Annotated in this window: 9 protein-coding genes; 3 read left to right on the top strand and 6 right to left on the bottom strand. The window is 41.9% G+C overall.

Features of this window, described 5'->3' with window-relative positions; translation table 11 throughout:
- Window positions 1-125: 125 nt before the first annotated feature.
- Entirely contained in the window at window positions 126-962 is an 837-nt protein-coding gene (locus tag C2869_RS04620) for a sugar phosphate isomerase/epimerase family protein (protein ID WP_159084033.1), read from the bottom strand.
- A 324-nt stretch (window positions 963-1,286) separates the two neighbouring features.
- Window positions 1,287-3,185: a CRTAC1 family protein gene (locus tag C2869_RS04615; protein WP_108601837.1), complete on the bottom strand. Its 1,899-nt coding sequence runs from the start codon at window positions 3,183-3,185 to the stop codon at window positions 1,287-1,289.
- A 335-nt stretch (window positions 3,186-3,520) separates the two neighbouring features.
- Here C2869_RS04615 and C2869_RS04610 point away from each other — a divergent pair, with 335 nt between their 5' ends.
- Window positions 3,521-5,077 carry a bifunctional GNAT family N-acetyltransferase/carbon-nitrogen hydrolase family protein gene (locus tag C2869_RS04610; RefSeq protein ID WP_108601836.1) on the top strand — a complete coding sequence of 519 codons (1,557 nt, stop codon included), beginning with the start codon at window positions 3,521-3,523 and terminating at the stop codon, window positions 5,075-5,077.
- Window positions 5,078-5,139: 62 nt separating this feature from the next.
- Here C2869_RS04610 and C2869_RS04605 read toward each other — a convergent pair whose 3' ends face one another.
- Window positions 5,140-6,363 (bottom strand): EAL and HDOD domain-containing protein, encoded by a 1,224-nt coding sequence (locus C2869_RS04605; RefSeq protein ID WP_228710764.1) that lies wholly within the window; start codon window positions 6,361-6,363, stop codon window positions 5,140-5,142.
- Window positions 6,364-7,053: 690 nt separating this feature from the next.
- Here C2869_RS04605 and C2869_RS04600 point away from each other — a divergent pair.
- Together C2869_RS04600 and C2869_RS04595 are read left to right on the top strand one after the other, a co-directional pair.
- Window positions 7,054-10,731: a TonB-dependent receptor gene (locus C2869_RS04600; RefSeq protein WP_159084032.1), complete on the top strand. Its 3,678-nt coding sequence runs from the start codon at window positions 7,054-7,056 to the stop codon at window positions 10,729-10,731.
- Window positions 10,732-10,813: 82 nt separating this feature from the next.
- Window positions 10,814-13,687 carry a hypothetical protein gene (locus C2869_RS04595; protein ID WP_108601834.1) on the top strand — a complete coding sequence of 958 codons (2,874 nt, stop codon included), beginning with the start codon at window positions 10,814-10,816 and terminating at the stop codon, window positions 13,685-13,687.
- A gap of 239 nt (window positions 13,688-13,926) precedes the next feature.
- Here the strand turns inward: C2869_RS04595 and C2869_RS04590 are convergent, their stop codons facing one another.
- From C2869_RS04590 to C2869_RS04580, 3 genes are all read right to left on the bottom strand, one after another.
- Entirely contained in the window at window positions 13,927-14,202 is a 276-nt protein-coding gene (locus C2869_RS04590; RefSeq protein ID WP_108601833.1) for a hypothetical protein, read from the bottom strand.
- A gap of 1,007 nt (window positions 14,203-15,209) precedes the next feature.
- Window positions 15,210-20,282: a VCBS domain-containing protein gene (locus C2869_RS04585; protein ID WP_108601832.1), complete on the bottom strand. Its 5,073-nt coding sequence runs from the start codon at window positions 20,280-20,282 to the stop codon at window positions 15,210-15,212.
- A gap of 286 nt (window positions 20,283-20,568) precedes the next feature.
- Complete coding sequence (locus tag C2869_RS04580) at window positions 20,569-21,132, bottom strand: response regulator (protein WP_108601831.1); 564 nt, start codon at window positions 21,130-21,132, stop codon at window positions 20,569-20,571.
- Between the last annotated feature and the right edge of the window lie 95 nt (window positions 21,133-21,227).

The following is a 21,227-nucleotide window of genomic DNA, read 5'->3' as shown; positions in this document are numbered from 1 at the left end:
TTTTTTACCTATTCACAAGCATTGAGTCAAGAATATTTGCACTAATTTAGTGTGCGCACAGAAATTGTGAAAAAATGATTAACTAGTAATGACAAATTGAATAAAAAACAGCGTATTGGTAAAAATTAAGGCAGCTTAGTTATAAATGTCTCTAAGCCCTTTTTAGAAGCCTCAATAGCAGAAAATGCATCGTAACCTTGTGGCCACTCTTCTTGCTCTATCACTAACCATTCGGTGCCACCATGTTCCTTAAAGGTTTTAACTAGCTCTGTCCAATCAAAGTTATCTTGACCAATAATGGTGTTGATCCCAGTATTGCCTTGGGTGCGAATTTTTATATGGGTCGCAATTGTGCGATTGGGGTAGCGCTTAACGTATTCGATAGGATCTTTATTAGAATAGTTAGTCCAGCCAATATCAAGTTGTAGCATGAGGTCATTAGGCGTGTTTTGCGCTATGTAGTCCCAAAATGTGCTGCCTTTAAAATCGCGAAATTCTTGGTGGTGATTGTGATAAGCCAGCTTTAAACCGTACTGTTTGGCTTTAGCATGCCATTTTGTCAAATCTTGTGTTAACGAATGGATTTTATTGGGCTGCCAAGCACGACCATCAATTGGGATAATCACCAATTTAAATCCGGCTTTTTGCAAATAACTTAAAGTTTCGTCCAGTTTTTCACTTTGCATGATTTTAGTATTTACGTGCGCTCCGCTGCCTACCAAGTTGAGCGATGCTAAAAAAGCCTTTAAGCCTTCAGGATCATTTTTAAAAGGGCCATAGTCACCGGCAAACTCAACGCCTTGATAGCCCATTGCCGCAATTCGTTTTAATGAACCTTTGAAATCTTGTTTAACGCCTTCACGCACAGACCAAAGTTGCACGCTAATTGGCGGCGCTTTTGCTGATTTTGTCGTTGAAAATGCAGAAGTGATGTTACAGGCCGAGAGTAATAGACTGATCATTACAGTCAGGATTAGGTAGCTGTTCTTCATGTCATGTAATAGGTAAATTGATATTTTGATATGTAATTTAACATGTTGTTAACCTAGGTTTTAGAATAATTTCGGAGTCGAATGCAAAATTATCGGCGTTTTGTATTGATGAGTTTTTTGGATGAATGTTGATGAGTGAGATGGAAATTTGGGGGGAGGTGAATATAGCGGGTTAAATGGAAAGAAGGAAAGGCGCTGTTGTTCGAATAGCTTATTGCATGGCTCAGAATGAGTTAAGGTTTATGCTCTATTTGGGTAATAAATAGAGCCAAGCTAGTGCTTGGCTCTTGATGTTTAAACTGAAATTTTAGTTCCAGCCTTAACGTTTTTGATGACTTTGCTTTCACCATTAGACCACTTGATATTCACCTCACTTGCAATTGAACAGTCGCCTAAGCCAAAGTGAATACGATTGTTGAGCATTTGATGAAAACCATCGCCACTAGAGCCAACTAACTGTACTTGTTGTTTACCACAAGCGGAAATCGACACTCTAGCACCAACGGGTTGTGCGTTATTTTTAGGTGAAGCTGATACGTTAATGGTGACAAAGTTGCCTTGCTGATCTGCACTTAATTGATTTTTTGCTAAGTACCAACGACCGCGCTCATTGCCGTAAATAATGTCTAAACGTCCATCTTGGTCAAAGTCAATCGTGGTGACACCAACGCCGGTTGCGCCAATTTCTTGTGAAGTTAATCCTGAATTAGGGTGTTTACTGAAGCCTTGGCCTGCGTTATTCATTAAAACAAAATGCTCAACGGGCAGAGCCATATTGCCATAAGGTGAAATGGCTAAATCAACATATCCGTCGTTATTGAAGTCACCTGCGGCGGCACTGGTTGTTTGCTCTGTGATATTGATGCCCATTGCTGTTGTAACATCAACAAATTTGCCGTTGCGGTTTTCTAATAATTTAGCGGCTAATGGTTTGCGTTTTATTTCCGCTGGCTGTGATGTGACATTGGTAACGACAGCGCTTAAGCGAGATTTAACAAAGCCGCCAATTCGCCAATTACCATTACCCATGTAACCGATATGCAGGCCTTTAAGTTTTTCGCCAGTCGGCCAACCTTGGGCGTCTTGCGCATTTATGGTTAATGTACCGCCTGTGTATTTGGTGTCGCGAGTGGCTTCAACCCGAGTACGATTTTTACCTAGCTGAATATCATAAGTTGCATAGGTTTCTTGAATGTTTTTCAGTACTAGGCTATCCCCTGCGACTTGTATATTGTCGAACATGAATTTGTCACGGAATACAAAAAATGCGAAGTTTTTGTCAACCGGATCATAGTAGGCTTCTTTTTCAAACTGGTAAGGGCTGCGCACTAGGAACAAATCAAAATCGCCATCATTGTCGTAATCGATTTCAGTAATATTGTTCACATATTTTAAGTTAGCTAGCTCTCCTAATATGTCTTGGGTTGAGTCTTTAAAGCTACCGTCTGCTTGACCCACGGATAAGGTCATATCTCGGCCACCATAAGTAAAAATATCTAACAGACCGTCATTGTTTACATCAGTGGTTAAGGCTTTAACTGACAGCGCATCTCTTGGGATGGTTAAAGTTCTTGGATTGGTAAACTTTTTACCATTGTTGCTGTAAAGCTGATTGGTGGTTAGCGCCTTAACTTTTTTTGGGGCAAAACCTGTAGCAAACAAATCTAGCTGGGTATCACCGTTGCTATCTAAGAATTTCATCGAGCGTCCACGACTGGCGCGAAAGTGATCAAAAGTCCCGAGTCGTTTAACTTTTCGCTCTTTACTCACTGAAAAATAAACGGGCCGACGAGGGTTGCCGCCATCCCCGCCACCTTGGGCAACAACGATATTCATTTCGCCGTCGCCGTCATAATCAGAAACCGCTAAGCCATGAGTGTCGCCTTTGATGAGTACGGTTGGCTGGGTAAATTTGCCGTTGTCATTCCAATAAATGAGCGCGTTGGTGCCATGTTGAGTGGTAATGACATCTTCCCAACCATTCTGATCTAAATCGGCAACGACGGCTGATCCCCATTTACGTTGTAAGGCGTTAGGGAAAGGAATAACGCCATTGGTTGTGGCAAACAGAGACGCATTTGAGTTGTTAACTTGATTGACGGCGTTAAGGGAATTAGTTGACGAACAACTCAATAAAATTGAACTGAATATCAGCGTAAATAATCCAGCGCGGAGTTTTAATTTAGATAGCATGAATCAAAACCTTAATATTATTTAATTAAAGATATGATGTTTAAGTTAACAGATATTACGCTCATGTAACATACAAACATTCAGAAGTTGCGTAAAAATGTGTAAAGCGCTTTGGTTTCATTGGTTTTATAGTGAAGAAAGTTGAAGGGGGATAGAGAAAAGTCAATTTAGAGAGCTGGAATTTCAACCTTGTTTTTAGCCTTATTTTTACGCTGATTTAGCCAAAGTTTAATCTCTGATTTTTATTGATTATTTTGTTGCTATTGAGTTATTGACGTTTTTACAAAGTTCAAATATACAGAATGGTGCATAGTGCATTAATAGTAGAGATCCTCATGGTTGATCATATTGGTACTGAAAGTTCTGAACATAAGTTACATTTACGAAATCTTGAGTTAAGTGATTATCAAGATTTAAAAGAAATAATGGATGTAGTGTATCCGGACATGGGCGGTGCTTGGCCTAAAAATAAGTTTAGGGCGCAACTCACCAACTTTCCTGAAGGGCAAATTTGTATAGAAGATCATGGCAAAGTGATTGCCGCTGCATTTTCATTAATTGTTGATTACGACAAATTTGGTGATCATCACACTTACGATGAGATCACCGGAGATGCCTACTTAACCACACATGATCCACTAGGTGATGTTTTGTATGGTGCTGAAGTCGTGGTTCATCCAGACTACCAAGGCATGCGCTTAGGGCGTCGCTTATATGAAGCCAGAAAAGAGCTGTGCGAAAACTTAAATTTAAAATCCATTGTCGCAGGGGGGCGTATACCTAATTATCAGCACCACTCAGATAAAATGTCACCTCAGAAATACATTGAGTTGGTCAAAAAGAAAGAAATTTATGATCCGATCCTAACCTTTCAATTGTCTAATGATTTTGAAGTTCGGCGAGTATTAAACGACTACCTGCCAGAAGACAAAGAGTCTAAAGGGTATGCAACATTACTTGAATGGACCAATTTATACTATGAAGCCGCCCGTTCACCCTTATTTGGTGCGGTAAAAAAAACCGCCAGAGTGGGTTGTGTGCAATGGCAAATGCGACCATTGGATTCGGTTGAAGAGCTCATTCAGCAAGTTGAATTTTTTGTTGATGCGCTGTCTGATTACCAATGTGACTTGGCCTTGTTGCCGGAGTTTTTTAACGCGCCATTAATGGGAATTGAAGCGCATCAAAGCTCAATTGATTCAATTAAAGCGTTAGCCGAATTTTCTGCAGAAATTGTAGAAGCTATCTCGCGTTTAGCTGTGAGCTACAACATTAATATTATTGCTGGTTCTTTACCTGTCATAGAAGACAAGCAGCTTTACAATGTGTCTTATTTTTGTCGACGAGATGGCACAATCGAATCGCAATATAAAATTCATCCTACCCCGCATGAAAAAACCGCTTGGATTATGCAAGGCGGCGACAGCCTGAATGTGTTTGAAACCGACTTTGGTAAAATCGGCATTTTAATTTGTTACGATATCGAGTTTCCTGAGCTGGCTAGATTGCAGTCAGAACAAGGTATGCAATTGCTATTTGTGCCGTTTTGGACCGACACTAAAAATGCTTACCTGCGCGTGCGTTGTTGTGCTCAGGCGCGCGCAATAGAAAACGAATGTTATGTGGCTATTGCTGGTAGTGTGGGGAATTTACCCAATGTTGATGGCGCCGATATTCAATATGCCCAGTCTGCGGTTTTTTCTCCGTCTGATTTTTCATTTCCGCATGATGCGACCATGGCAGAAACCACGCCCAATACAGAAATGACATTAATTGTTGATCTTGATTTAGAAAAACTCAGCACATTACAAAATGAGGGATCGGTGCGAAATTATTTAGATCGTCGTCGGGATCTGTATCGTATTAATTGGTTAGGCGCAAAAAACCAATAAACAGTTAAGTTGTGTTAAAAGGGAGTTTAACTCCCTTTTTAATCTAAACCACCTTGTATAGGTTACTCCTGCTGCAATTGCAGCGTATCTGCCCATTTAATCGAAGCTAAGAATATTTCGTTGGTGGTTTGCATATTTAACCCGAGTTTTATACTGAGTGCCTCTGCTTGTTCCCAGTGGCCTTGTTCAATATGTTGAGTTAGGTGTAAACAGGCGGCTAAGCGGCCTTTACGTTCAGTGAGTGCGCTTTTAATTTCATCTAAAATAGGGATTTTGGCTAGTATGCTATCCATTTTTTGATCAAGCATAGCGTCAACCAAAGAAAACATACCGGTTAAAAATGCACTCTGCGTACTGACTTTTCCTTGGCTTTTTTGAGCAACTAAGTCACAAAAACGTGCACGGATCATCGACATATTTAACAGCTCATTGGACTTATCATCATTTAAATCGGCCATGGCTAACAGCGAAATAAACTTTCTTAGCTCGGTTTCGCCAATATAGGCCAGAGCTTGTTTCAGTGACGATATTTTTTGTTGATGCGCAAACCCTGAGCTATTGACGAAACGCAGCAATTTATACGACAAGGCCACATCGCGCTCAACAATTTGGCTAATATCTTTAATGTTAATATCGGGTTGGCTGGCAGAAGCGAGCAGTTGCAATAAACTGAGTTTATTACTGGCAAGATCTTTACCTTTCACCAACTCGGGCTTAGAAAAATAAAAACCCTGAAACAGGCTAAAGCCCATCATTTTAAAGCGCTCAAACTCTTCATGGGTTTCTATACGTTCAGCTAACAGGGTAAAGTTTTGCTGAGGTAAGTTTTTAATAAATTTAGCTATTTGTAATACATTGAAATCTTGAATGTCGACTTTAATGATATCTATGTAGGGGTAAAAGCGTTGCCACTTGGGATCAAAATCATGATCATCTAACGCGAGTGTATAGCCTTGTTGCTTAAGCTTTTTAATATTAAACAATAGCTTAGCGCTTGCATCTGCTCGTTCTAAAATCTCAATTACGATTAACTTGGGGTCTAATGAACGAGGGAAGCGTTCAATTAGGGTTTCGGAGGTAAAATTGATAAAAGCTTTTTTACCCTGTGTGACTTCATCGAGATCTTGTGTGAGGTGGTTTTGAGATAACAGTTTAGATGTTGCGGTTTCATCACACATACCAATTGGGAAACTATTATTTTCACCATCTCTAAATAGCAGCTCATAACCAATAACATTGGATGAGGCGTCTAAAATAGCGTGGCGCGCCACATAAGTGTTAATCAAGCGTATAAACCTTTTTATTAGCGAAAACAATTAGCGACAAAACCTTAAAAAACTTAAGGTTAACTGACACCTTTAACCATAGCTAATTGCACAATATTTTCCAACATCAAGGCCGCAAAGTTACAAACAAATTAATACTGACTCAATCCCAATGGCATTTAAAGTAAGTGGTTTGTTTTTTTTGCGCTTCAGGCTAGATATACGGTTTTAAAGAGCAATCGATTGCTCTTTTTATAGATTTTTTTGGCTTAAAAATGCGGTTTTTAATATTAACAAGGAATATTGAATTACAGGGTAGTAGGCGAATTATTATACTTAAACATCATATGTATGCGCATCGAATCCAAAAGTTTTAATTATGTAAACATATGATGTTTAAAGGGGTTGGGCGTTTTTATATGACTTTAAAAGGTCTAAAATTCGCTTGTTACCGATACCAATATTGATTTTTCTGCTTAGTTTTTTTCTGTTCATTTCGTTTTTTTAACAATTCCCCCTGCTTTGTTACAAGATTGATAAATTTCTGTGCTTGATTTAGATTGGTTTTACATTGTGAGCAAGCGATTGTCTTTTTGTTAGAAAAGTCGCGAGTTGCAATACGAGAGCTAGGCTTAGTGATAAAGCTAGTTGCCGCTCCCAAAGCCGTTTACACAAACAACTATGACAAGTATGAAAACGTGGAGACACCACATGACACGCAATTTTAAATTAACAGCTATTTCGTCGGGGCTTTTTGCGGCCTTTATGGCGACATCAGCTTTTGCAGCTGAAGCTGACAATAAGCAAGAAGACGACACAGAAGTAATTGAGGTTACTGGATTTGCAGCCAGCCTTAAAAAAGCAATTAATGCCAAGCGCTTTGCAGGTGGAGTTGTAGATTCAATTCATGCCGAAGACGTAGGTAAATCAACTGATCAAAATATCGCGGATGCATTATCACGTGTTACAGGTATCTCTGTTCAGGAAAGCGATGGTGAAGGTTCACGGATCTCGGTGCGGGGTACAGCTTCGTCATTAAACCAAATTTCTTTAAATGGCATGGCGTTGACCAGCGGCGGTAATGGTGAACCAGGGAGTTTAACCTCTGATCAAAGCGTCGATTTAAGTACCTTTTCCTCCGATATTTTGTCATCTATTGACGTGCAAAAAACGGCTGCAGCCGATCAAGATGAAGGCTCATTAGGCGCTAACATTGTACTTAGAACAGTGCGACCGCTGAACTTAAATAATGAAAGAACAACCGCTAACGTAGAAGCTCGGTTTAACGAATACAGTGGCGATGATGATTATCGTGCCTCTTTTAACCTTTCTCGCAAGTTTTTTGATGAAACCTTTGGTGTTGTATTTACGGTTACTGATGAAACACAGGGCACGCGTCAAGATCGCTACGAAGCAAACTGGGCACATCAAAATAATAATGAACGTATTCGTGCAGATCGCGCTCGTGATTACTACACGGGTGAGTTGATGTCGGATGTGCTGGGTGTAGAAGGCAATACCTTGCTAATGCCATTATCACAGCGTTTTAGTTACTATCGTAATATTATGAACCAGCGTGATCGTACGACAGGCACACTGGGGTTACAGTTTAGACCAACTGAAGACACTGATATCCAATTGGATCTTAACTACTCGAAACAAACAGTCGAAATAGATAACAACGCAATCCAAATGCAAAATATACCGCATAATAATTTAAATTGTGCGGCAGAGGGTACACCAGGCGCTAATTGTGAAGATCGCTCGATTGTCGATCCGCAAGATGACTGGCACATCATTAAAGATAATACGTTAGTAACACACTTACATCGCGCGGGTCGTTATAAAATTAATCGCCGAGTTTCAGGTAATGAAACAGAAAACAAAGTTGCTACTTTGTCTATTGATCATAACTTTTCTGATGACTTAAAAGCCAATTTAATGATTGGTTACTCCAAAACTGATTCTTATTCGTTGCCGAATGGATTTGTTAACCTAGATTCATTTGTTATGGGTGCCGATGTACGTGAATCCATCCCTCATGAGCTAGGTGCCAATGACGATCCTTTCGGGCATACATTGGATCCGACAGGTTATGATTGTGGTGCCGGTGGCGTCTGTAATCTAGTCACCAGTGATGGTTTGTTTGACTATTACTTAGGTACAAATGGTCGTAAAGAAGGACAAGCGCCTAACCATGGTAACGTATTAGACCCTAATTTACTGCACTTCCAAGTAGTGCAACAAATTGAAGATGAGACGGTTGATGAAAACAAATCTATCTTTTTAGATTTTGATTACTCAGTAGACTGGTTTGATACTATCACTAGCGTAGAATTTGGTGGTAAATGGTCAAACCGTGCGAAAGACGTACACTCAGAATTAAGAGCGTTCAATAGCTCTACTTTGGGTAATGACGATAACTTTACTGCCGATATCGAGTTTGTTGATAACTTAAATATTAGCTACTTAGACTTATTAACTAGCGATAGCTTTCCAGTAAATGATTTTATGGATGGCATTGTTCCTGATAATAATCGAACCAATTTTATCCCTAATGGCTGGGGTATGGTTAACCCGCTATCAGTATTTGAATTAATGCAATCCGGTGAAGTTGTGCCTCCAGGTGAGCTAAGATTGCGCCGTAGTCCGGGCCAAACGCGCTCAATAGAACAAACTAACTCGGCTTTATACACCAAGCTTAATTTTGAGCTACTAGAGGGTGAATTGACGGGTAATATAGGTGTGCGTTATGTACGAACCGAAAGTAACTCTAAAGCGTTCCAAGCACTTAACTATACTGGTGGTAACGGCCAGCTAGATTACAACGATTTGCTAGTTCATCGTCAATTAGCCAATACAAACTTGCCTTTATGCTCTTTTGCTGATGACCCTGCAGCCATTCGTAATGCAGATGATAACCAATATGGTGACTTACCAGCGGCTAAAACGTGTGCCGATTGGCGCTTTATGTTTGAAACAAAGCCTGCAACAGTTGAACGTTTACATAACGGAACCTTCCAACAATTTGTCGACCCAACTGAATTAGTGGCAAGTAATGACAACTTGAAATTATGGATGCAATACAATGACGACGGTTCGTATGTTTTACTTAAAAATGAAGAAAACTTAAACCGAGGTGGCATGATTGAGTGGGCTGACCGCTCGACTAACCCGAATACCATTCAACCTTCATTAGGTGTTGCCGATAGCCAAGCAAATAGTCGATTTGGCGTGGGTCAAGTTTCAACAGTGGATTACAATTTATTGCCAAGCTTAAGTTTAAACTGGGCAATTGATGACGAAACCATTGCGCGTTTTGGTATGTCAAAAACCATGTCTCGACCGGCATTTGACAATGTGCGTCCAAGTATTAACTTTCAACAAGATTATATTTTTGACGGTCCAACACAAGCCTCAGCTCGTAACCCATATTTAAAGCCACTAGAGTCAAATAACTTAGATATTTCATACGAGTGGTATTTTAACGAATCAGGACTCGTTTCTGCTGCGCTTTTCTATAAAGATATGGAAGGTTTTGCTCAAGAGACTTCAGACTCATTTGTAATCGCAGATATTCGTGATACCAAGCGTTTACAATATGATAGAGATGAGAACGGAGAAGTTATTCTCGACAGTGCCTATCTTGATGGCATAGATAGTTTCTGGGAATTATTAACACCAGCGGAATTTGATGAAAATGGTGCTGTTGCGCAGACACCAGAGTTAAATGGTTGTATGCCACGTCGTATTTCTCATCAAGGTGACAACCCTTCTTCTATCGCACCAGTTCCGCTTAACTGTCAAGAAGTGGTTGTATCAACCATAGAAAATACCACGGCAACAGTAAAAGGCCTTGAGCTAAGTTATACCCAAAACTATGACTTTTTACCTGGAGTTTGGTCTGGTTTAGGGGCTAGTGTTAACTATACGTATTCAAAATCTGAATCCGCTCCGACATTCAATTCAGATGGCGTTGAATTTGCTGGGAACCCACAACCTTACACACCAGAGCATTCTGCTAACGCGACTATTTTCTGGGAGAAAGACGGCTTAATGGTGCGTTTAGCAAGCCGCTACACAGGTGTACAGTTGATTAATGAAATTGAATGTAGTGACAAGTGTACGCTTTGGCAAGACTCAACTAACCGTTTAGATTTTAGTGCGTCATATCGCCTAAATAAAAATGTTAGCTTTGTTTTTAATGCGACTAACTTATTAGATGAAACAATCCGCAACTTTGTAAGTGCGCGTGATTTTGTTGATTTACAAGGTAACCCATTACGCGATGGTAATGTACAAAGTGACTCTAATTTTAATCGAGACAATTTGTCACATGCTTACCGTACCGGCCGTATTTTCCGTTTTGGTGTTCGCGCTAACTTCTAAACCGTTCAACGTTGAAAAAAATTGAGAGGCTTTGCTTGCCGTTGGTTTAAGCAAAGCTCCAAAAAAGATTTTGGAGAGTAGGATGAAACCTAACTTTATTAAAAATGCAATGGCCGTCGCTATTGCTGGTGCAACATTAGTTGCGTGTGGTGGTCCTGATGAAGGCTATAATCCCGGTCGAAATGGCAGTGATTTAGGCTTAGCCAGTGCTGGTGTATATGTTTTTCCAGCAGTAGACGATGTCAAAGTTGCAAGTGATGTTGAAAATCGTTATGCCCGTTTTGATTTGCTAGAAGGTATTGCTTCACTTGAAGGCGAAGATAATAGCAATATTATTATTCGCAACGATAGTGTGCATAATACGAGTACAGTATTAACGGCTGCAGTAAACGGTGAAAGCTTTGAAATAGATAGGCTAAGCGATACCACGGTTAAGTTAAACGGCTCTACGCTTACGCTAGACCTGTATCAAATAAATACCGACTACATGCATGCGAATGGTGATCAACTCGAATTGACTTTGACCTATTGGGTGGACAATGGCTATGAATGGCATTGTGAAGATAGCCGCAACTTCCCTACACGTTGTACAGAAACTGAAATGCTAGCCAACCCTAACCTAAGAACGGCTAAGTTTACGGTTAATAGTGGCCCACAAGATCCGACCGATTTTTCAATTAACAACACAGTATTACACAATAATGACTCAGGTTCGGCAGACGTCGGCCATATTGCTGAAATAGGAACACCAAGCACTGTCGCTTTAACTTTTTCAGGTGATGATAAGGTTGATTTACCGTTAACTGACTTTACCTTTACATCATCAGACGAAACTATTTTTACTGTGGATGCTAATGGTCAAATCATTGGTTTGTCTGTTACGCCAACGGATGCTCCAGCTACGCTTACTGTTACTCATAAAGCGGGTGAACTAGCAGAGCAAACAGCAAACGTAACCGTGTATGCTAAGCAAACAGGGTTTGAAGTGGCTGCAGTTTCAGGAAATACGCAGCAAGCCGCTTTTAATATAGGTATGGAGCAATCACAGCGTATAGCTTTAAATCAAATTCCGTCGGATGCGCGCCCATTAAACTTTGCCCACTACAGCTATGAAATTTTGGATGCTGATGGCAATGTTGTTTTTGCTGCAAGCGAAAATACCAGTGGAGCTAAGGTTGTTGAAGAAACATTGAATGATGGTAGCAGAGCACTATCGATTGAAGGTTTAGTTGAAGGCTCTTACACCTTACGTGTGACGAGTAAAAATTCAATTGACGGTACTGTGTTATCACAAGATATTGCGATAACGGTTTACAACCCAGTGGACGCTATCGCGTTGAATGGACCTTTGTACATTGAAGTTGGCTCAAGTGAAGTGCCTAGTTTTAGTTTAACGCCTGCTAATGTTTTACAGAATATTACGACAGCAGATTTCACTTGGACGTTAATTGATGGTGATAATGGCTCAGGTACCTTAGTTGAAAGTGCTGATATGCCGACTGCTATTGAAGCGACCGCGTCAGGGACAGCGACATTATCTGCGACATATGATGAGGCGCGCTTAGCTGCAGATGCGATTGAAGTGATTTATACCGAGCCACTCACTGCGGTAACAATCGGGGCGGGTGATCCGGTTTATATTGTGCCGGAAGGAGTAAAAGGTTCAGGTAAAGTTGCCTTTACATCAACTCCTGCTTTGGTCGTTCCTCGAGCAGTTGATCATAGCAATTATACTTGGAGTATTGAAAATGGTACGGGTGTTGCCACAGTTGATGAGCACGGCATCATAACGGGTACTAAGTTAGGTACGTTTACGATTACTGCTACTTCGACATTGTATGATGGTGTATCTGCTTCGACTACATTGGAAGTGCAAGAGCGACCAACTGTGAAAAACTTAGCAAAAATTGAAGTGTCTGATGAGCTGGCCGGTGCAACCTTAGCTGAAAGTACTGATGACGCAAATCCAGGTTATGTTATTAATGTGGCACGGTGTAGTTTTGCAGATATTATTCCCACCGCGATCCCAGAGGAAGGTAAAGACTTAGAAGCACCAATAAACTTCTTCTCAGAATCTCTTGATGCGAATGTTACCGCAACTAAACTAGTTGTTGAAAATGGCGACGGAAATGCTCAAGCCCATCGTATTCGCGTTGGTAATGAAGCGGTTCCGGGAGACATGCTTAAAGTAGCATTTGACCTTGAAAATTATAATGACCGAGATGCCAACGATAACTTATTAACCGAGCGCAGAGATCAATATGTTATGGTCAATGTAGTAGAAAACTTGACTTGTGCATATAACTCATTTGCAGGTAAAGATAGCCGCTACGATGGTGACTTTTCTTATATGAGAAATGGAGCTGGCGGAGCAAATGGCGACGTAATAGGCGGTGCGACCACTCGTTGGCAGAAATGGCGTGGCGCGGAAGTGAATTCAGTATTGGTTGCAAATGATTACCGTATGGCTGCTGATGGTACTAGCGGTAATGGTTTGGGTGATGCTGCTTCAATTACTCATACTGGTGATAGAACGAACTTTGTATACACACCAATCGTGCCAGGAGGATCTGTTGTCGAGCAAGTATTCTCTGATGATAGCAAAACTTGGAAGTTGTCTTTCTGGGCTAAAACGTTAGCACTACCAGCTGGTAATGATGGCAATGTTATTCAAATGGTTATAGGTACGCGTACAGGTTCAGCCCCTAGATTTGAAAACAAAATTTCGGAAAGTATCGCTTTAGATGCGCCGCTAGGTACGTGGAAAAAGTACGAATTTACGTTTAATGGTTGGTCTATTCAGCAATTTAACGACTCTACCGGTGCGCAAGATATTGGGGCTGAGTTAGATAGTTTAGCAGATGCTGATAATAGTCTTCGTTTTGTATTACCTGCACCTACAAATGGATTAACGTTCGTGGCAGATAACATAGAGATTGTTGAAGTGACTGAATAACTCTAAGTAATGGGTATTTAGTTGTTAAAAAAGCTAGGTTTATACCTAGCTTTTTTGTTTGCCCAGCGAAGCTGGCAAACCAGCTTGTTTGAGGTTTGGGTACGAGGATGGGTATCTAAATTCCTGTCTTATTTCCCAGTGTTCAATTATTAAATCGTTGCTTGCCAGACGCGTTTTTTTAGTCGCGCATCTGACAGAGTTTTTTAAGCTTATGGTGTTAATAGTTGAACGGCAGCGAATTAACTAAGCAAAATATACCGATTTAGTTTATTTTCATAAATGCGGCATAACTGCGCTTTGGGGCTTATCTTATTTTTTATCACTGTGGCTTGTTCATAAGCTTTAAAAGAGCAGGCAAGTAGTGGCGCATTGGCCCAAGCCTGTTGGATCATGCCTAAATCAGGATCAAACTCTAATAAATATTGGTTGTTGTTCATTATGCCGTAACCAATAAAACGACAATCTTGTGGTATTTCTTGTTGTGTAATGGATGGGGTAATTAAATCTAAATACATAACGAATCCTCATTTTTAAGCCATAAGTAATGTAACGATGGGGTTACTGTGATCTTGCTACTTGCGTTTTGAATTTTGCGAACTGCTTAAAATCTTTACCTAATGAACTTGATATGGAGCGATTGCTAGTGTTTCCTCCTCGCTTTTTGAATTTGAGTTTATGTTCATTAACTGAATGCTACCCATATAACTTTAGATTCAAATTAATTAAAGTGCGAATGAACGCGTGAATTTATTATTTATGCATGACATGAGCGGAAGAGATTTTAGGTCGCCTTGAGCGCAGCGAATCGCGACACGACCATGTTGCAGCTCCATACCCAAAAAACGATAAAATTTACGATGCCTGTCGTTGTTATTTAATTTTGGCAGAAAGGTTTGCAGGCTTTGCAAGCATACAAGATTTTGTTCCCGACAAATCTTAAGTACCTGCATCCATGCAGGCAAATGCTCGCCCACAAAAAATTGTAGGTCGTGCCTTTAGGCCGATAGGTAGGCTTGCTACCCGACTCAAATACACCGTTCGGGCGTTCCTTTATAATCGCGTAAACACCAATATCAAAACAGAAAAACATTAAAAACAGACAGCGCTAAATTCAAACCTTGGCTGGCGGTGGTTGAACCCATGTTGGCGGACACCTCGGTGTTATGCAGATAAATCTGCACCTACAGGGATGTAGGAAGTGCCGAGCGTTCGGGAATAAGCATCGAGCCTTAAATAATTTAAAATGGTCTCACGCTCCCTAGAGACATAAACTGAATTAAAGTAAACCGTAGGTCGCCTTGAGCGCAGTGAATCGCGACACGACCCTGTCTCAGTTATATGCCAAAAAAAGAAACGATAAAATTTACGATGCCTGTCGTTGTTATTTTATTGGGGTAGAAAGGTTTGCAGGATCCGAAGCCAATGCTCGCCCACAAAACATTTGATATTCCCACCCAACCCCAAAACAAAAAAGCCCCGAGCTTTCACTCAGGGCTTTTCTAACGTGAAACACGCTTAAGGGTTAGTTTCCCCAGCGGGTGTCCGTACAGTCTGGTAGTGCCACTGCGCTACTGTAGTTAGTAATGCTAGGAGATAATCTCGCTGAGTTTGCATCCAATACATCGTGGTGCGTGCTTGGATAGCCATTGGCGGTGAGGTTTTTAATATCAATATTAAAGTTGTAGTCGACTCCTGCTTGTTGCGCATTGACAACCGGTGCGACTGAGTCACCAATAAATATTTGGCCACGGCCTGCCCATTGATCACTGGCTGCAATACAAAGGTTGTCGGTACTTGGAATATAGTACAGATGTTCTAACTTCAAGTCGGCCTCGGTACCATAGTTTGCCGTAACATTGAATACAAATGACTCTTCATACCAACCCGGTTTTAAACCTGTTGCACGATGTACCGCATCCAAACAGGCTTTAGTTGGGTTGATACGTGCCGCCCATTGGTTGTTACCACGTGCATATGGTTGTAGCGAGCAGTTAGTGCCGTAGGTAGCATCGACTTCTGCGCGCCATGAATCACGAGTGTAGCTTTGGCCTGCTGGGCTAAACAGTTCGACAAACCCTTCATCAACCCGTACCGCAAAACCACAACTGTTTGCGGTGACACCATTAACTTGAACTGAGCCGTTTTCCATAAAGTGTGGGCCAAACATCACTGGTGCTAAACAATCGGTACCGCGAATATCTTCGGCAAATATATTGCGAATGCCGCCTTTGCCGTATTCTTTCATCGACAAGTTATCCGTTTCCATGCGCAGTGTAATACCGCCTTCACTGTGTAAATCACGGAACAAAATATTGTCGGCGCCATAGGTTTGCACCACGCCATAACCGAATAAGGAATTGCTTTGGTCAATTTTTTCTATGATGCCATTAACTGGCCAGTGCAAATCATTGTTGCGAACCGCGACGCCGACCAAGAATGACGCAAATATGGTTTTGCTGTCTTTGATCTTGATATTGGCAATTCTAAAGTTTTCCATGTCACCCATTCTGAATACGGCCGTTCTGACATTTGGTGCATCTGTTAAATCGACAGTAAAGCCATTGCCTAAGCCAACGACACTGACATTTTCCACTTTAGCGCCAAAGCCAATTTCAAACATAAACTCGTTGTATCGATTCGCGGTAACCATATGGAAGGTAGCGCCTTCATCAACTTCGATATGTACATTCGATTTTAGCTGTAAGCTGCGGAAGTAGTACTCACCCGCTGGTATTGTCAGCTTGCCGCCGCCATGAGTGACACTAATATCGTCAATTGCGGCTTGCATGGTGGCGGTGTCATCTGTGGTATCTGCGTTGTTAACTTGATAGTCAGTCACCGCGTTGCGCTCGACATTAAATGTGGTTGGTGCAGTGTAAAAATCGCTATCAACCACAGGTAATGGTGCTGCTCGGCCGTTGGTTGTATATGTGCCGCTACCGTCGTGTAAACCATAGTCGGTTTGCGATCCATTATCGCCGCCGCCAGTACCGCTATCTCCATTATCAACGCTTCTGGCGAGTGCGTTATCGCCAGTTAATACGTAGTCATCAATAATAACTTTGTCGCCCACTTCTAAGCCACCAAAGTAGAACGAAGGCAATACATCAACAATATTTGAGCCATCTTCTAGCTGCCATGTATCAGGAATGGAGAAGGTTGCTAAATCTGTGTTGGCATCCGTAAATGTTACTTCCAGCCATTGGCCAAAATCAGCTGCACTTACGGTTGTTGTATAGTCGGCAGTAATGGCTTGAGCCGCCGCGACTTTTGCCGTTTTACCGCCACTGCTGACAATGTTCCAAGGTAACAACTGGTGTTTGATGGTGACATCGCTAGTACCCGTATTATTTGCACCTTTTTCTACTTTGACTCTGAGCTTGACCGATGTAATTTCTGTTTCAATCGCTCCGCCGCCAAATTCGCTACTCCATGGGTTCGCGTTGCCCCATTTATGCCAAAGTATTGAGTGATTGCTGATATTGGTGCCGTCGCTTGTGTCTTCATAGGCGATAGCATTGCTACTGTTTACGCCTTCACCTTCGGCAAGACTAATTGCCCCAAAGCCTGTTGTAATAAAGCCCCAGCCGTTTTGTTGCGATACGCTTGCATCGTTAAAGTCGTATTCTACTGTAAAATCCGTTGGTACAGGTAAAGGTGCACCAACCGTTGTTTTGGCTTCATAGTCATCCAGATAAACTTTGTCACCTTCTTCAGTATTGGCAAATTTAAATTCAGGATAAATTTGCAGATCGCCATCTCCGTGGTGAATCCAGTTTGACGGAATAGTAAAATCAATCGCGTTAGTTCCTTCAATTGCAAAATTGACTTCAACCCAGTCAGAGCTGCCAGCAGGGATGGTGCCGACTAAGCGTGGTGACGCTTCAAGGCCTGCTGCAATATTGGCGCTTTTGTTGCCTTGCACAAGGCCATAGGGCATTAAGTAATGAATAATGTCGATGTCTTTTTCAGTCGCAAGTTCGGTTTTGGCCCAAAGTTTAATGCTATTGATGGTGTTGCCATGATGACTAAATAGCGGGGTAAATGGATTGCCATTCCAGTCTTGCAAGTATGTGCCGTTTTGCTCTGGGTTAACATTAACGCTGGCATCGGTGTACGACATAGCAGCGCCACTGCGGCCTTCGCGTTCAAACATTAAGCTGCCGCGATCGATCACTGAGTACACCCAGCCTTGTTCATTTTGCGCAGGAGACACTTCATTCACATCAAAGTTGTAAGTAAAAGTAAGATTATCGCCTATGTTAAATGCACCATCGGTGCCGGTTGCGCCAGTAATACCGCCGGTTTCGGCACTGGTATCTGAGTTACCACCGCCTGTCGGGCTGCCAGTTGGCGCACAGCAGGCATTAAGCAGCGGAGCGTCGCCAATTTCATAGCTATCCACATACACTTTGTCGCCAACCTCTAACCCGCCAAAAAGTATTTGTGGGTAAACTTGAATAGGTGAGCTGCCGTCGTGGTGTACCCAAGAGTCAGGGATGGTAAATTGACGTTCGCCGGTATTAAAATCAACAAATTCGGCTTGTACCCAAGTGTTGTTGGCAGAGGCTGGAACAATGGCTTGGTATTGTGGACCCACAGCTAAACCAGCATTGATGGTATTGCCTTTGGTATCGTCCACCAGCGGATAAGGCACCAAATTGTGTTGCACGGTGACGTCGCCAGCAGTGGCTTTTTCAACTTTTATCCAAAGTGAAATTGAGTTAAGTGTTTGGCCTTTGGCATCGCCCAGAAGATCGGTCCAAGGGTTGATATTGTCTTTATTGGTACGGTTGTTAAAGCGAATACCGGTTTGCAGAATATTGGTGTTGGCATTGGTATCTTCAAACGAGTACGCGGCACTACCATCTGGCCCAGCATCCACTGCAAAAGTCATAACACCGCGATTCGCTGTCGGGTACACCCAGCCTTCCCAGTTGTTGTTTTCGGTTTGAATTTGATCGGTGTTAAAGTCATAACTGAATAGCACTTGGCGCGGCATGTACAAATTCGGATCAAGTGGGTAGGCGTCTGTTGCGTCGTCAATATTGTCGCCGTCAGTGTCCATTTTTAATGGTTCCGTGCCATTGGTTATTTCATCAGCATCGCTAATGGTGTCATTGTCGTCGTCGCTATCGGCATTATTGCCGATACCATCGTTATCGGTATCTAACGATTCTTGGTTATCAAGTGGAAAAGCATCTTGACCGTCATTTACGCCGTCGTTGTCAGAATCAGCATTAAGCGGGTCGGTTCCGGCTGTTGTTTCATCCGCATCACTGACACCGTCATTGTCATCATCCAGATCGGCATTGTTACCAGTACCATCGCTATCGGTATCTAGGGTTTCTTTATCATCTAGTGGTAACGCATCGAGATTATCATTTACGCCATCACCATCGGTATCTGCTTTTAGAGGATCCGTGCCTGCTGTGGCTTCGTCGGCATCACTGATACCATCATTATCATCGTCTGTGTCGGCACTATTGCCTATGCCATCATTGTCGGTATCTTGTGTTTCGGTATTGTTGTTTGGAAATGCGTCGATATTGTCGTTTACGCCATCGTTGTCCGAGTCAGCACTTAACGGGTTAGTGCCGTTGGTGATTTCATCCGCATCACTGATCCCGTCATTGTCATCATCCATATCTGCAAAATTACCCATGCCATCGTTATCGGAATCTAGGGTTTCTGCGTTGTTTAATGGAAATGCGTCTTGACCATCATTCACGCCATCGGCATCTGAGTCGGCATTTAACGGATCTGTGCCTTTAGTGGCTTCATCAATGTCTGAAACGCCATCATTGTCATCATCGAGATCTTCGCTATTGACGATACCATCGTTGTCGGTGTCTAAATTGTCTGCCACCAAGCTTTGTTCGCTGATCACAATAGTGATGTCATGTGTGGTGCCATCAGCAGAGGTTACGGTAAATATTTCGCTTAGCGTTTGGCTGTTGTCAGTGCTTGCCGCAGATACTTGACTCAGCGCGGCAGCAATGACTGAATTGAGGCGATAACTCCAATCACCTTCCACGCTGATAGAGAAGCGACCGTAGCTGCCTTGTACATCTTGTTGCGCCACAAACTGACTTTGGCCTTTGTCTGGATCGCTGATGGTTAATTTACCGGTTACCGGTGCGCTGATAGGGGTATCAATGGTAAGTGAGTCAACGCCTTCACCCGTGCCAATAACGGGCGCATCGTCTTCGCCTTGAATGGTCACCGTGATCATCTGGGTTGCGCCGCTGGCAGTGGTGATGGTGATTTGTTCTTCTACGGTTTCACCTGCTAATAGCTCGGCAATAGCCGGTGTGGTTTTTTGTGCTTCAAACGTCCAATTTCCATCAACAGTTAGGTTAAACGTCCCTAAATCTGTATCAACATTATCTTGGACCACGAAGGTGTCGTCATTGCTAAGTGATACTTTACCGGCAACAGCCCCGCTGCCGTCATCAACCACTGAAGTGTCGCCAGACACACTGACTTTACTTTCGCTATCGCTACCTCCACAGGCCGCGAGTAGCAAAGCGCTTGCTGGTAATAAAGTGTGCTTAAGCCAATAGCAATTGAGCTTGCTTGTCTTATTTTTCATTGTCGTTCCCGAGTTCGGTTCATGATTTTGTGTGCAGAGCAAAGCGTAATGGCTGAAATACTGTTGAATTGAATTCAAGGTCAAGCGCTTGCTCTTTTTAAATAAAGTACCACACAAAACGGCTAAATTGGTAATATATTTTACAAGATAATAACTATTTAAACATATTATGTTTAAATAGTTGAGGTGGTTGGGTTTTAGATTTTATTAATGCAGTCGTTATCAATTCTGGCTTGTGGATTGTTTAGCTGTCTAATTCAACTGAATTATTTCAGCGTAATAAACTTTACAAATAATAAGCGAGTTTATTTTTGAGGATTTTTTGATTAACGGGTTTAGTCATGTACCCCGAAACCCCAGCTTTAATTGCGGTCATCACATCTTGTTTTTCTGATAATCCGGTTAACAAATATAGGTGAGTTCGCCAAAGGAGTGGACTCGTTTTAATGTGCTTTAATAGTTCCATTCCCGACATTTTAGGCATCTCCCAGTCAGAAATGACAAGGTCATATGGGCTACCTTCGTCAAGAGCTTGTTGTAGCCTGACTAAGGCATCATGACCATTTATTGCGACATCAATATTTTCAAATCCGATATCGAGCAGCAAATGTTTATTAACCTGGCGCATGGTTTCAACATCGTCGACTACCAATACTTTAGCTGGGCGGTTAGTGGCTTTAGCTGGCAATTCTTTTTGTAATTTAGTGATACAAGCAATAGCGATGATGATGTTTTGCTCAATTTCGGTGCGTTGAGAGTCGTTTAATTCACTAGTCAGTTTTTGTTGGTTTTGTTCGACTTCTTTTTCAAGTTTGTTGATGATAAATGTAGCTTCAAACGGTAAAAACATGATTTCAATTCCATTTGTGGTTTGTGGCAGTTAGCTAGTAGCGTTTCTACGTTCATTAGTTTTGACTATACTGAAATACAAGAGATAGGTATAGG

The organism is Saccharobesus litoralis (assembly GCF_003063625.1).
GTDB classification, from domain to species: Bacteria; Pseudomonadota; Gammaproteobacteria; order Enterobacterales; family Alteromonadaceae; genus Saccharobesus; species Saccharobesus litoralis.
Note: the sequence above shows the minus strand (reverse complement) of the source record. Positions and strands in the feature narration are given on the sequence as shown.

Bases quoted from the DNA above. Each gene is read 5' to 3' on its own strand.
- C2869_RS04620 (WP_159084033.1), bottom strand. From the start codon at position 962: ATGATCAGTCTATTACTCTCGGCCTGTAACATCACTTCTGCATTTTCA.
- C2869_RS04615 (WP_108601837.1), bottom strand. From the start codon at position 3,185: ATGCTATCTAAATTAAAACTCCGCGCTGGATTATTTACGCTGATATTC.
- C2869_RS04610 (WP_108601836.1), top strand. From the start codon at position 3,521: ATGGTTGATCATATTGGTACTGAAAGTTCTGAACATAAGTTACATTTA.
- C2869_RS04600 (WP_159084032.1), top strand. From the start codon at position 7,054: ATGACACGCAATTTTAAATTAACAGCTATTTCGTCGGGGCTTTTTGCG.
- C2869_RS04595 (WP_108601834.1), top strand. From the start codon at position 10,814: ATGAAACCTAACTTTATTAAAAATGCAATGGCCGTCGCTATTGCTGGT.
- C2869_RS04590 (WP_108601833.1), bottom strand. From the start codon at position 14,202: ATGTATTTAGATTTAATTACCCCATCCATTACACAACAAGAAATACCA.
- C2869_RS04585 (WP_108601832.1), bottom strand. From the start codon at position 20,282: ATGAAAAATAAGACAAGCAAGCTCAATTGCTATTGGCTTAAGCACACT.
- C2869_RS04580 (WP_108601831.1), bottom strand. From the start codon at position 21,132: ATGTTTTTACCGTTTGAAGCTACATTTATCATCAACAAACTTGAAAAA.